This window comes from Brucella sp. MAB-22, assembly GCF_025908475.1.
Taxonomy (GTDB): Bacteria; Pseudomonadota; Alphaproteobacteria; order Rhizobiales; family Rhizobiaceae; genus Brucella; species Brucella anthropi.
On record NZ_CP109781.1, the window covers coordinates 1833010 to 1846324 of the forward strand.

The following is a 13315-nucleotide window of genomic DNA, read 5'->3' on the forward strand; positions in this document are numbered from 1 at the left end:
GTGGCGTCTATCGGGAATGGTGTCATTCACGGGCACGAAAATGCCCGTGAAAACGATCTTGAAACGGGGTGCCCCGTTTTGGTGCGGGAAAGACGGCGAGGTCAATGTGCACAGCTGTGCACGATCAAGTCCAACGTGAATTGCGTATTTCGTTGATCTCTAGTCTCCCATTAACTCAATGACGCATCATCAGCACACTGACGAAAAGACGGCAGGCGCCTGACTATTTGTCGAACAGAAACAGGGCGTGTTCAGGTATGTGGATTTCAACATTGGCGCCGGGCTGATGGCTTTCCTGAGCGTCGACCATGATGTGCCGATCCCCGACGCGGATCATGTGTCTCCAGAGGCCACCGGGATAGCTGGTCTGCTCCACCGTGCCGTTGAGGGCTAATTCGGACGTCGGGGAGTTCCGATCAACTCCCGGCTTGGTGAGACAGGCTGCTTCGCTGCGGAAACGAGCCGATGCCATGCCATCGGACAGATTTCGGCGGCCTGCCGAAATCGTGCTCGCCTTGTTGTTGGCGCCTGCCGCGATCTCGATACGGTCGGCTTTGATCTGGATTGGTACTTCGATCAGATTCTCAGCGCCCATAAATGCCGCGACGAAATCCGAGGCGGGGTGGTTGTAAACTTCTTCTGGAGCGCCTGCCTGTGCAATTTCGCCATTATTGAGAATGACGATACGGTCGGCCATGACCATGGCTTCTTCCCGGTCATGCGTTACGTGAACAGCTGTAATGCCGAGACGGCGCTGCAAAGCGCTGATCTCATGGCGAACCGATAGTCTGATGCGTGCATCGAGATTGGAGAGCGGCTCATCGAGAAGCAGGATGTCAGGCTGAATGGCGAGGGCGCGCCCGAGGGCGACGCGCTGGCGTTGTCCGCCGGAAAGGGCGGCAGGTTTGCGCTCCAGCAAAGCATCCAGCCCCAGCAGGCGAGCAACTTCATCAACCTTCTGCTTGATGGTCTCCTTCGTCGTGCCACGAATACGCAGACCATAACCCATGTTCTGCGCGACAGTCATATGCGGCCAGAGCGCGTAAGACTGGAAGACAAGGGCCATTCCGCGTTTATCTGGGGGCAATTTGGTGACGTCTCTGCCGTCTACACGGATCGCGCCGTTGGACGGCATGTTGAAGCCTGCAATCGCACGCAGCAGGGTTGTCTTGCCGCACCCAGACGAGCCGAGAAGCGCGACGAACTCACCCTTCTTGACGGATAGATTTACGCCTTTGAGAACTTCATTGTTGCCATAACGAACGCGCGCGTCCGCCACCTCCAAAAACGCTGGCATAAGCGTCTCCTCCCCAGGATCGCCGGCTGATTTTATTTTTTCTGCACAGCCGTGCAAATTGGATTGAAGCATCTTTAAGCCACCTCGACAAGCCGCAAAAGTGAAATTGCGCTGAAAAAACTATCTTCAGTTCCATTTTGGAACGTCGTCTAGGCGCTATTTAGCGAGAATTTATAACAGCTGTATGACGTAAAGACGAAGACGTGGACAGCTTTGCAAAGCTGTCCACGTCGCACGCAAGCAGGTCTGACGGAGAGTGTACAGGACCCAGCTTGTTATGAAGCGTTCAGTCAAACTTCTTCTGCACGTTCTTCGAACTTGGCATTTCTCCGGGAAGAGTAGATGAACGCGGCGAGAAACATTGCGGTCATTAGCAGAACGATTGTTGGAGCGGGCGCGCTGTCGATGAAAAAAGCCAGATAGACACCGAAGAAGGATGCGGTGACCGCAATTGTTACGGCGAGCAGCATCATGGTGCTGAATTTGCGTGTGAGCAGAAACGCAATTGCACCGGGCGCAATCAACATGCCGATAGCCAGAATGATGCCTACGGCCTTCAAAACGCCGACAATCGTTAGCGAAATCAGGCAAAGCAAACCGTAATGCAGCAGGCGGACCGGTAAACCGACGGCTCTGGCTTGCGCCGGATCGAAAGCGTGCAGCAGGAAGTCGCGCCATTTGACGACAAGAATGCCAGCGGTCAGTGCGGCGATAATGGCCGTTTCGATGAGGTCGGACAATGTTATTCCGAGCATGTCGCCGAACAGGATATGATCGAGATGCACTGTCGAGCGGATCGCAACATAAAGAACCAGGCCAAGACCGAACATGCCGGAGAATACGATGCCCATCACCGTATCCTGCTTGATGCGGCTGTTTTCGGTGAGGTAGCCGGTTGCAAGGGCGCAGGCCATGCCCGCTACGAAGGCTCCGATACCGAAGGGTATTCCGATAATATAGGCGACAACGACACCCGGAAGAACCGCGTGGCTGATAGCGTCACCCATCAATGACCAGCCCTTGAGGACCAGAAAGCACGACAGCAATGCTGTTGGTATCGCGATGAGCACGGAAATAGCCAGTGCATAGCGCATGAACTCGAACTGAAACGGTGAGGCCAGCATATCCAGAATGGTCATTGCTGGAATTCCCTTAGAGCGATTGCCGCTTTGCGGCGTGCGGCCAGCAGCCCATGCTTTGGAGCAAGCAGAAATACACTGAGGAAGACAAGCGTCTGGAGAACCACGATGATGCCTCCCGTCGCACCGTCCAGAAAATAGCTTACATAGGCTCCTGAGAAGCTTGTGACGGAGCCGATAGCAACAGCAATCCAAAGCAGTCGCGAAAACCGGTCTGTCAGTAGATATGCGGTTGCACCGGGCGTTACCACCATACAGATGACGAGAAAGGCACCAACCGTCTGCATCGCGGCGACAGTCGATGCCGACAGCAATGTGAAGAACATGATCTTCAACAGATTGGGCTTGAGACCGATCGAACGCGCATGGTTTTCATCGAAGAACACTACCATCAGATCTTTCCACTTTAAAAGAAGTAGCGACAGGGAAACGAAGCCGATGATTGCCAGTTGTAGAGTATCTTCCGGTGTGATGGCGAGGATATTGCCGAGAACGATGGTCTGAATGCTGACGGCCGTCGGCTTCAACGAGATCATGAAGAGGCCAAGTCCGAAGAATGACGAGAAGATCAGACCGATGATAGCATCTTCCTTCAGCTTTGTACGTTGGTTGAGAAAGAGCATCGCTGCTGCGGCGAGACCGCCAGAGAAAAATGCGCCGATGGAGAAGGGGAGGCCAAGCATATAAGCACCCGCAACGCCAGGGACGATGGAATGGGATAGAGCGTCGCCAATCAGCGACCAACCTTTCAGCATGAGATAAGCCGAAAGAAAGGCACATACCCCGCCCACCAGCGCCGAAACCCACATCGCATTCAGCATGTAGCTATAACTGAACGGCTCAAGTAATACGGTCATTGTTCCTGACTCCGTTTGCGTGTCGCGGAGTCTTCGTTCTCATAAACAACAAACGGGCGCTCATCGTCAGTTATGACGCTGACGGCGCCTCGTCCTGCACCGCTAGTCTCGCCGAGTACAAGATGGCGCAGCACGCCGCCGAAAGTCTTTTCGAGGTTCTCTTGTGTGAAAACCTCCGCAGTCGGCCCGTAACCGAGAACTGTTCGTTTCAGTAATACGGTTCGGTCGCAGAATTCGGGAACACTGCCAAGATTGTGGGTCGAGACCAGCATGACGCGCCCCTCATCTCGCAAACTGCGAAGAAGTGTGACGATTGCTTCTTCGGTCTTCACATCTACGCCAGTGAAGGGTTCATCCAGAAGAATGACGCGCCCGTCTTGTGCGAGCGCTCGCGCAAGAAATACCCGTTTCTTTTGCCCGCCTGAAAGCTCACCGATCTGTCGATGACGAAATTCGAGCATATTCACGCGATCAAGCGCTTTTTCTACGGCTTCTTTGTCGGCGCGGCGCGGGATGCGCATCATGCCCATATGGCCGTAGCGACCCATCATGACGACATCTTCGACGAGAACCGGAAAGTTCCAGTCGACGTCCTCACTTTGCGGGACGTAAGCCACTAGGTTCTTCTTGAGCGCGGCCCCAACCGGCATTCCGAGAATAGATATTTCGCCCTTGGCTAGTTTGACAAACCCCATAATCGCTTTGAACAGGGTCGACTTGCCGGATCCGTTGACGCCGACAAGCGCTGTAATCGTTCCGGTTGGGGTCGTAAAACTTGCATTGTGTAAAGCCGTATGGCCGTTTCGATACGTGACAGTTGCATTTCTCACATTGATACCGTCGACCGCGCTTTTATCCAGCATGGCGAAGGTATCTCCATGAAGGTCTATGGGTGCATTCATTGTTTGAGCCCTTGGGCAATCGCGCTGGAGGTGACTTTCAGGAGATCAATATATGTGGGCACGGGACCGTCGGGGTCCGAAAGTGAATCAACATAGAGAACACCGGCATATTTTGCGCCGGTCTCACGAGCGACCTGCTTGGCTGGGGCAGGAGAAACCGTGCTTTCGGAAAAGACAGCCGTAATGCCATTTTCACGCACTGCATCAATCACTTTTCGCACCTGCTGTGGAGTGCCCTGTTGGTCTGCATTGATTGGCCAGAGATAAAGCTCTTTCAAACCGAAGTCCCGAGCCAGATAGGAGAATGCGCCTTCACTTGAAACGAGCCAACGCTTGTCTTCAGGAATAGCTGCCAGCTCAGCCCGGATAGGATCGATCGTCGCTTTAATCTTCGCTTTGTAAATCTCTGCATTCGCCTTGTAGATGTCAGCGTTCGCCGGATCATTTTTGACGAACGCATCCCGAATATTGTCCACGTAGATCAATGCGGCATTCGGTGACATCCAGGCATGCGGATTTGGCTTGCCGCTATAAGGTCCCTCGCTGATATCGATTGGCTCAACGCCATCGGAAACAACTGCGCTTGGAACATCCTTGAGACGTGAAAAGAATTTTTCGAACCATAGTTCCAGGCCAAGGCCATTCCAGAGGACCAGCTTGGCGTCCTGGGCTTTAATCAGGTCTCCCGGTGTTGGCTGATAATTGTGGATCTCGGCACCTGGCTTCGTGATTGACTCAACCGTCGCGGCATCGCCCGCAACATTCTGCGCAATATCGGCGATAACAGTAAATGTCGTCACGGCCTTGAATTTCTCCGCAAAAGCAACGCTTGCGCTTGTCCAGAGAAGAGCTCCGCTCACGAGACCGAGTGTCGTTGTTCGTAAAATACGACGCAGCATATCCAAATCCTTGTTGCCAATCAGTTGCAATTGCATAGCCGATCGCTGTTTTACGATCAAGTGCTATTGCAAACCATTTGCAAAAGAATGGTCGATGTTTAGCGGTTGAGATTCCGATTGCAAATTTCAATTACACGTTTAAATTGTATTATTGTAAATACTGAAGTTTATTGGTTGTATTTTTGACAAGTGTACGACAGGGAGGCTGTGCGCGGTCTAGCAACAAACTGTGTGTTCTTATTCTCTGTTTTCAGATCGAATGATTAAGGTGAGGATGAGCTTAGTGATTGAATTTCAATCAATTATTATAGATTAGAGAGCGGGGAAGGAGGCTGGTACAAAAGTGCAGACGAAAGTGAGCAAGAGCGGTTTAACGTGCGCGACTACCCAAATCGGGGTGGCGAGTTACCACAGAGATATTACAACCATCATTATCCTGCGAGAGCACGCCCGCAATTTAAAATGGTATTCTTCTGTGGAGACGGATGAGAAATCTAGTTTCCCAGCCGGAACTGTTTTCATTGTTCCGGCTTTTACAACTTTATCAATTAACTGGTCTGATCCCGTCGAAATCATAATCATGCAGCCTGATCAGCAATTTTTTCAGGATAGTTTTTTTCAGAATTCTCTATTCAAGGAAAACAACGGCCCCAAGAACGTTACGAGTTTCTCATGCAAAGATTGCATGCCGCTATCTCATTTGATCTGGGATGAAATTTGCCAGCGAGGCGGACAGGATGAAGCTTACCTGAATGCTCTAGGGTTGGTTCTAATGCGTACGATCGCACGCGTCTTGTTGAATGAGCGCGCTTCAACTGACAGTAAGATCGGACTCAGCAAAGCAGCGCGTCATCAGATAGAAGCCTATCTCAACCAAAACTTTCACAAGCCTCTTTCGGTTCCGGACATGGCAGCATTGTTGGGAATTTCAGCAGGGCATTTTTCGACATGCTTTCGAAAGAGTTTTGGGCAGACGCCTCACCAGTACCTGATGGAACTGAGACTTGACGAAGCTGAGCGGTGCCTCAGAAAAACATCGATGCCAATAAATGAGATCGCACGCCATTTGAATTTTTCCAGCCAGAGCCACCTTACAACGGCTTTGCGAAAACATCGACAGACCACGCCAGGCGAATTACGCAAGTAGAGCTATCGGGGCGCTCTTGGCAATAATGGCCCATTCTTGTGTCGTCCTCATAGAGCAATGGGTCTGGGCGATGGTAACATCAGGCACGAAATAGTTGATCAACTTTACGCGTCGGTCGGCCTTCGTTTCAGCCATTTGCGCCAGATGTGGATTTCACTTCTGCGGCGCAAGCGGCGGACACGATGAGAATCGTGAGAAAGCACGATAAGCCCAAGTGGAAGCATCCAGAAACCGAGAATCGGGAGAAACCCCAACGAGCCGCCGACAACGAGTGTGCCGCCAAGCATGCGCCGCATCATGACTGATTGCGGCATTGGGATTCGCCGACCAAGAATCACGATGGCTTTTTTCCGGGGTGTTTCGGCGTATTCGTCACTCACAGGCGCATCTCTTAGGCTGATATGTTACAATTCACAGGAGGAAAACGTCCCAGAGAATATAGGGTTTTTGTCCCATAATGCAAAAAGATGAAAAAAAATGGATTTAGCCCTTTGCAAACGCGAAATCCTTTTGCTATACGCCACCTCGCTGACACGACGAGCACCTGTTCCCCGGTAGCTCAGCGGTAGAGCAACCGGCTGTTAACCGGTTGGTCGCTGGTTCGAATCCGGCCCGGGGAGCCACTGCTTTCTCAATGAAAACAGTAGCTTAAGCATTTAAATTGTCCCCAAGATTATGGTTTTATCGGCTCAGGGCAACATCTGGGGCAACAAGCGCACGTTTTCGCGATAGGTGCTAGTTGGCTGATTTCCGTATCGAATCCAGCTTCTGCAAAGCCTCATCAAGTTTGGTCATGCCAGCGGTAATGACTGCTGAGGCTGATTCTGTTTCAGGTGACGGAATCAACGCGTCGACGATGAATGAAGCTCCACTGAACAGATGCTTCACTGTCATTAGTTCATCGTAACAGTCCAACAATGTGACGACTGATGACGCTTGGCGATTGCCATTCGTGTTCATTGTTTGGACTCCTTCCACTTGGCTTCGACCAGTTCTTCCAGTTTCTTGAGGTGACCTTTTGCGGTCAAGGCAACGGCTTGCGGAGCATTACATTGGTCAGGGTCGCTCACTTGTGGTGCCATCATGAGAATCGCGTCGAGTAGGAAGACCGCGTCATCATTTGCGTTTAAGATATCTTGAAACGATATCAGCTCTGCTTGTGGCGTGTTGTCCATTGCGGTTCCTGTTGTTTAGAAACCGTTAACTGTGTTTCATACACATAATCGACAGACGGCGCTTGTCAATATAAATCTGTGTCTGGTACATAGATTTATATCAATGAGGGACGATATGCTGACGACAGGAAACCAATTGAAGGCCGCACGCGCACTAATCGGAGTAGAGCAAAAAGAGATCGCAGAGGCGTCTGGCGTTCACGTAAATACTATTCGAAGCATGGAAGCGTCGGGGCTAGCGCCCATCGCGGGGCGCGCTCAGAACGTTCAAGCAGTGCAACGGGCATTGGAAGCAAAGGGCGTGGAATTCCTGAACCACGGTAAACCGGGTGTGCGATTAAAGGATTAGTATCGGCACAAAGAGTGGGAAAGCTGCCGTCCAGAGTGGTTTAGGCCGAAAAAGTGGGCCAAAACCGGAACGAATAACCGGCCAAATCACCGCGCGACATATATATAAAAGAACCTTTTTTGAACTCCTAAATCATTGAAATCGCGTATTTTGTATCAACAAGGATAGGACATAATGTTGGTAGCGCGCAGTTATCTGTTGCGCCCAAGATCAGTTCGAGCATACTTGCGCAGCAAGCAGCACCTTTGTTTTTGGTGAAAGGTGCGCCCATGCTTCTCGAATTTGCTACTCCATCCGGTTTTGTTATCCGGCTGAAACTGTCAGTGTTCCTGCTGGCAGCGATATTTGCGTTGTTACCGGCATGAAAAAGCCCCGGCAACCGGGGCTGAAGTCGCATATTCCTCGTCTTGCTGATTATGCCCAACCGAACCAAATCATGACCCCATGCACGACACCGATTGGAAAAAAGATCGCTCCTGCTATTAGAAAGCCCCATAGACCTTCCTGGAAGCAAGTCACTACGTGGGTAAGCCATGCACCCAATGAACCAAGCCCTAATAATACTCCAACCAGATTTCCCATGTTTCCCTCGCCTCGAATGACCCAATAAAACAGCAATTTCATAACATTTAAGGTTGTCATTTACGAGAGCTACTCTGCGGCGCACCAAGCGAAACGGCACGTCTGCATCCGCTGGCGACGGTTATCTTCGTTTCGAAATCCAGTGCTCCTGCCCGTCCAAGGCTGGAGGAGTATTAAGTAAGCCGAGGCCGTAGCGTTGATCGAGAAAGGCCTTTACGGCTGGCCAATATCGACGGTTCTCGAATAATGGGTCGGGCAACGGAAGCCCTTCTTTTTCCAGTGTCTTTAAAATTGGTTGGCATTTCTCGTGTGAGATACCGACGATCTTGGCAATGTCGTTGTCGGTCATGAATAGCTTGTTGACCATGCTGTTTAGCTCCTTTGTTGGAAACAGCACATGAAGCGCTCAAAATCTGCGCGGTGGCAACTCTATGAGACATAGTCCGACACTCGGGCCCCCGAGCCAAAGTGGCAATGAAACGGCCCCAAAGGAGCGCCCGTACGGTTGCCCGTGGTTTTCCAGCTTCGTCACGTAGCCTTCCTGGAGACCAGAAATGGCCTCCAGTTCCATGCAGGAGAGCGAAAGGTCGTTACGTCGCTTCCGAAGTGCGTCGACCAGCGAGGGATAGTCGCAAATGATGTCTGACTGTTTCAGCATTGGTCGGCCTGTCGTTGAGCTTGCTCCCAGGCAATCACTTCGCTCTTGAGGAAGTATCGACGATCGCGGACGGGAAGGGGCGAGGAAATCCAAGCGCCTGATCTTTGAGCCAACGGCGAAGCGTTGGCTCGCTGATCCCATAACGGGTGAACACTTGGCGCATAGTGAAATAATCACTCGTCGTCATCGATTTCACCTGCTTCACGAGCCTGCCTATCCACGCCATTTTTAATGCCCTGCGCCCAGTTGGTGAACACCGGTTCGTATACTTCCGACCAGTTCTCAACTCCGACGACGGACCAATGAAATCGACCATAGTCCCGGCGATCATTTGTGTGTGGGGTGTAAATTGTTCCGAGCAAGCGTTCGATCAGTTCGGAAATTCGCATTTCATCGTTGCTGATGTTAATCTCGTAATTGGGGCCCGTTAGCCTTCGTTGCTCAATACGCCTCTCTTCGATAATTGAGGTAAGCTCAGAAAGCTCGCGTGCCAGTGCCTTTGCAGCTGCCTCAGCCTTTTTGATCTGTTTCGTTCCGCGATCAGCAATTGACCGAGCACGTTCCTTTTGCTCCTGGCGCTGTTGTTTTCTGAATTCTTTCTGCTCACGTTCGTGCTGTTCGTGTTCACGCTTTTCTGCGACATCTATGGCTTCATCAATAACGCTAATGCGATACGAGATGCTTTCGATGTCTGAGTATTCGGAAAACTCAGTGCCGGTGAACGTGGCTTCAATGCGTCGATCTTTGATTTGATGAAGCTGCGATTCCAGCCCTATTTTTTCATTCTTGAGCTGTTCTACAGTGACAGACATCAGGTATTCCTTTCGAGCGTTCGCGAGTGTTCGCCGTCAAAGTCTGTCATTCTCATGCGGACGGCAAAGCACAGGTCGCGGTTCAGTGAAATCAATCACTTAGGCCAACGTCGACGAGACTTTGGCTTATTCGGCTTCTTTTTCTCAGGATAACCTAGTCGAGATACGAATAATTCTTTCAGTTCCTGTCCGACCAAAACCTCATTCTGGTAAGTACGCGGCTGTGCATCGGACGCACTCTGACCGCTTCCTTCTGGCTCAAGCATGACTTCGTTCCTTCAGTTGTGCGGAAAATCTCAGGAACAGGTTAGCGGCACAAAGCACACATTCGGCTCGTTTCAGTAGACAGATTGCAGCGTCTACTATAGGCCACTATCGGTTCTGACTTTTCTCTGGGGGAAATATGCTGCTCGCTGACGCAATGCGCCGAGGAAATAACAACTTCGATCTACTGCGATTGATTGCGGCAGTAATGGTCATTATTGGTCATTCATATGCTCTGGTTCCCGTTAAAGGCGAGATTGATCCTATTCTGTCTTTGGTCGGGTTCGCCTACAGCGGCTCAATTGCCGTCAAGTTTTTCTTCTTCCTGAGTGGCATTCTCGTTACCAACAGCCTCTTGCAGAAGCAGGACATCGTAGATTTCGTGACAATGAGAACCGCACGTGTAGTGCCCGCGATAGCTGTATGTTCTGCAATTCTGGCGCTAATTGTCGGCCCGATTTTCACGACTGACACAAACTATTTTTCAAGTCCTGACGTGTTCAGATTTATTTGGGGAAACTCGATAATAAATATTCAGTACACGCTCCCCGGCGTATTCCAAAATCTCGCATTCAAGGCAGTTAATGGGTCTCTGTGGACAATACCGTACGAGGTTTGCGCGTATATCGCATTGGCCGGTCTTTTCCTTGTTGGCGCGCTACAGAACAAACATGTGGCTGCGGCCATTTGTGTTTTCTTTATAATTGATAGCCTACTGCCGCAGGGGGATTCTTTCTGTATTTTTACAGCAACACCGAAGTTAGGTTTTTACCGTTTAGTTTTGCTCTAGGCGCTCTTTGCGCAATATACAAAGACAGAATAAATCTTTCTTCGAAGATTTCTATCGGCCTCATCATTCTTGCTTATGTTTTTTGGGAAACCGTCGCACAGCAGGCGTTATTTTATGCGGCTGCTTTCATCACAGCTATTTATATTTCAACTTGGAAGCCGATAGTCAAGCTAACCCCGAAATGGGACATCAGCTATGGTATTTACGTTTACGGTTGGCCTGCGCAACAAATCGTGGCCTCGATATTCCCTGGCATTCCCAGATCGGTCGACATGACGCTGACAATCGCAATAGCTGTCGCCTGCGGGTGCCTTTCGTGGGTGTACGTAGAACGTCCGTCCTTAAAATTTGGCAGAAACCTTATGTTGCTGAAAATTCCCGAACGGACACCGGTCTGAAACCAGATCGAGGTAAAGTCGAATGCGTGTCGGTTTACGACACGCATTCGTACGTGAAACTGGCGTATAATTTGTCGCCGGTTGCAAAAGTGATTGGCGATGTCGGGCCAGGGACACCGCCCGCATCATTTAGCAGTGCAACGTAATTGGCGCCGGGTGCCGAGAGGGTTGTCATTTGCATTACGGTAGCGTCAGCGCTCGCGTCATAGTAGCCAGCCTTTCCAATTTGGGAAGCGCCGGTAGCGACATTGAATGGAAGCCGGAAGCCGTAACCAATCGCGCCGTACGTCGTCGTTGACCCCATGGTCCACGTCACCACGCATTGCACAGTGTTACCGGCGCGCTTGTATTTAAAGACAAGCGAACCATTGCCAAGTGCAGGCTGCGTGCCACTGGAAATCCACGTAGATGCAAACGAAACCCACGTCGGGAAAGCCTGATACTCCATATTCTTGGTCGTGCCAAAGATAGTATTTGGCTTGTTGGCAACCCCGTTTAGCCCCCACGATACATTGGTGCTGTCGCCGACATCGATACTTCCGTCCCACTCGCACTGATTGCCTCGAATGTCGATAGTGTCCGCGTTCAGCACGAGACCGGACGAAGTAAAGATAGAGTTCCCGTGGATGTTTACGCCTTTACAGCCGGTTTCAATACGAAACGCGTTTGTTGTGTTAAACTCGAAATAGCACCCGATAAGATTGAGTGCGTGCGCATAATACGCGAGGAGACCGAGATAATTGAACTCGAAACGGCAAGCGATAAATGTTGTGCCGAAGTGTGGGCCACCGCTCACACCGCCGAGGAGAACGGACACTTTGTCCAAGCCGTCCGCACCGTTAAAAGTGCAATCTTCCCAAACAGAACCGTTGCCGGTTGCGCCCGTAAGACGGACATTTCCAGCCAAGCATCCGACAACAGAGCTGTGCCTTCCGCCCATCGTCCAGCAGTTATCCGCGTCGATGCCATAACCAGCGTGCCGATAGAGGTTTACATTGTTGATGCGGCACGAGGCGGCATATGACGCACTTATGCCTGTGCTGTTTTGCGGTGTTTCCTTGCCCCAAATTTTCAGGTTCTCGAAAACTGTAATGCTCTGAGTATGGACACCGTTGCCAACGTTGAATGTGTTGGACCCATCGGTTGCCACGTCCATAATAAGAGGGGCCCCGATACCTGAAAGCGTAAAGTTAATCGTGTTATCAAACACGATCGTAGTAGTAACACGATAATATGCCTCGGTTGGCGATACAGTTATCTTTCCGCCGCCTTTGACCTTCATGAAATCGTATGCAGACTGGAATGCGGCGCTGTCCGAAGCGACACCATCGCCCTTCGCGCCAAACATACGCACGTCTGGATGCAGTTCTGCAAGCTCCAACCACACGCCGTTGGAAGACTGGATTTTGGCAGCGTGAGTGGGCTCTGACCCGACACGCTTATACAGCGCGCCGCCACCATCACCAGCGGCGTAATATCCTGCTGTACGAAGATACATAATTGGCGCAGGGATATTTGCAACCTGAACAGAAGCGACCGTGGGATAATTTGTTAGAAGTCCGCTTGCGACCGCTTCAATTTCTTCAGCGCGCTCTGCGCTTTGTTCCGCATTAGTCGCTGCATTTTCCGCTCGCTGAACATCATCTTCGATTCCGCCGAGAGTTTCAGCATTCCCATCTGTATCACGGCGCAGTTCTTGCAAAGTGACTTCGACACGGTTGAGAGAATAGTTGTGATCTTCGATTTTAAGCGGCGCGCCGGGCCTGTACTGATCTGTTCGCCGGGGAAGGCGATAACCTTCAATAACAACATCACCAACGACACCGGGGCCTGTGACGTTGATCGCTGCATCCGTCGCGATCCCATTGACGTAGTTCGCGCTTACAGTGAATGACGAATATAGATCGCCATTCAGTGTGACTTTTAGGTCATCATTATCGAAGATTGGGAAACGGACAGGAAAAACCGTTGTCGGTGTCGTTGGTTGATAAGAAGTGCGGCGCGGGGATGCAGTGATCGTAACCATGCCCGCGAATATTCACGCGC

Annotated in this window: 13 protein-coding genes and 1 tRNA gene; 3 read left to right on the forward strand and 11 right to left on the reverse strand. The window is 51.0% G+C overall.

Annotation, left to right across the window (positions count from 1 at the left end; all coding sequences use genetic code 11):
* Window positions 1-223 precede the first annotated feature (223 nt).
* The 5 genes from OHI65_RS08450 to OHI65_RS08470 all read right to left on the reverse strand — a co-directional run bounded on the left by OHI65_RS08450 (window position 224) and on the right by OHI65_RS08470 (window position 5130).
* A complete protein-coding gene (locus tag OHI65_RS08450) occupies window positions 224-1297 on the reverse strand; it encodes an ABC transporter ATP-binding protein (RefSeq protein WP_036587259.1) in 1074 nt (357 codons plus the stop codon).
* Window positions 1298-1587: 290 nt separating this feature from the next.
* Window positions 1588-2436 carry a metal ABC transporter permease gene (locus OHI65_RS08455; protein ID WP_012093079.1) on the reverse strand — a complete coding sequence of 283 codons (849 nt, stop codon included), beginning with the start codon at window positions 2434-2436 and terminating at the stop codon, window positions 1588-1590.
* Window positions 2433-3293 carry a metal ABC transporter permease gene (locus OHI65_RS08460; RefSeq protein WP_012093078.1) on the reverse strand — a complete coding sequence of 287 codons (861 nt, stop codon included), beginning with the start codon at window positions 3291-3293 and terminating at the stop codon, window positions 2433-2435. The genes OHI65_RS08455 and OHI65_RS08460 overlap by 4 nt, the downstream gene beginning before the upstream one ends.
* Window positions 3290-4156 (reverse strand): manganese/iron ABC transporter ATP-binding protein, encoded by an 867-nt coding sequence (locus OHI65_RS08465; RefSeq protein WP_012093077.1) that lies wholly within the window; start codon window positions 4154-4156, stop codon window positions 3290-3292. Before OHI65_RS08465 ends, OHI65_RS08460 begins: the two co-directional genes overlap by 4 nt.
* 35 nt (window positions 4157-4191) lie before the next feature.
* Entirely contained in the window at window positions 4192-5130 is a 939-nt protein-coding gene (locus OHI65_RS08470; RefSeq protein ID WP_094515711.1) for a metal ABC transporter substrate-binding protein, read from the reverse strand.
* 307 nt (window positions 5131-5437) lie between these two features.
* Between OHI65_RS08470 and OHI65_RS08475 the strand changes: the two genes are divergently transcribed.
* A complete protein-coding gene (locus OHI65_RS08475) occupies window positions 5438-6241 on the forward strand; it encodes a helix-turn-helix domain-containing protein (protein WP_040128296.1) in 804 nt (267 codons plus the stop codon).
* Between the two features lie 104 nt (window positions 6242-6345).
* Here OHI65_RS08475 and OHI65_RS08480 read toward each other — a convergent pair whose 3' ends face one another.
* A complete protein-coding gene (locus tag OHI65_RS08480) occupies window positions 6346-6555 on the reverse strand; it encodes a hypothetical protein (protein ID WP_010658883.1) in 210 nt (69 codons plus the stop codon).
* 234 nt (window positions 6556-6789) lie between these two features.
* On the opposite strand from OHI65_RS08480, the gene OHI65_RS08485 reads away from it, so the two are divergent.
* Window positions 6790-6864: transfer RNA gene (locus OHI65_RS08485), tRNA-Asn, on the forward strand.
* A gap of 112 nt (window positions 6865-6976) precedes the next feature.
* On the opposite strand, the gene OHI65_RS08490 is transcribed toward OHI65_RS08485, so the two are convergent.
* The 4 genes from OHI65_RS08490 to OHI65_RS08510 form a co-directional block, all read right to left on the reverse strand.
* Window positions 6977-7201 (reverse strand): hypothetical protein, encoded by a 225-nt coding sequence (locus tag OHI65_RS08490; protein WP_125302546.1) that lies wholly within the window; start codon window positions 7199-7201, stop codon window positions 6977-6979.
* A complete protein-coding gene (locus OHI65_RS08495; protein ID WP_125302543.1) occupies window positions 7198-7416 on the reverse strand; it encodes a hypothetical protein in 219 nt (72 codons plus the stop codon). The genes OHI65_RS08490 and OHI65_RS08495 overlap by 4 nt, the downstream gene beginning before the upstream one ends.
* Before the next feature lie 1052 nt (window positions 7417-8468).
* Window positions 8469-8714, reverse strand: coding sequence for a winged helix-turn-helix domain-containing protein (locus OHI65_RS08505; protein ID WP_125302538.1), 246 nt, complete (start codon window positions 8712-8714; stop codon window positions 8469-8471).
* A gap of 464 nt (window positions 8715-9178) precedes the next feature.
* On the reverse strand, window positions 9179-9817 hold the full coding sequence (locus tag OHI65_RS08510; protein ID WP_125302535.1) for a hypothetical protein: 639 nt from the start codon (window positions 9815-9817) through the stop codon (window positions 9179-9181).
* 403 nt (window positions 9818-10220) lie between these two features.
* On the opposite strand from OHI65_RS08510, the gene OHI65_RS08515 reads away from it, so the two are divergent.
* Window positions 10221-10871 (forward strand): acyltransferase family protein, encoded by a 651-nt coding sequence (locus OHI65_RS08515; RefSeq protein ID WP_125302533.1) that lies wholly within the window; start codon window positions 10221-10223, stop codon window positions 10869-10871.
* A 432-nt stretch (window positions 10872-11303) separates the two neighbouring features.
* Here the strand turns inward: OHI65_RS08515 and OHI65_RS08520 are convergent, their stop codons facing one another.
* The gene (locus OHI65_RS08520) at window positions 11304-13295 is read right to left on the reverse strand and encodes a right-handed parallel beta-helix repeat-containing protein (RefSeq protein WP_125302530.1); all 1992 of its coding nucleotides are present in this window, start codon (window positions 13293-13295) and stop codon (window positions 11304-11306) included.
* Window positions 13296-13315: the final 20 nt, after the last annotated feature.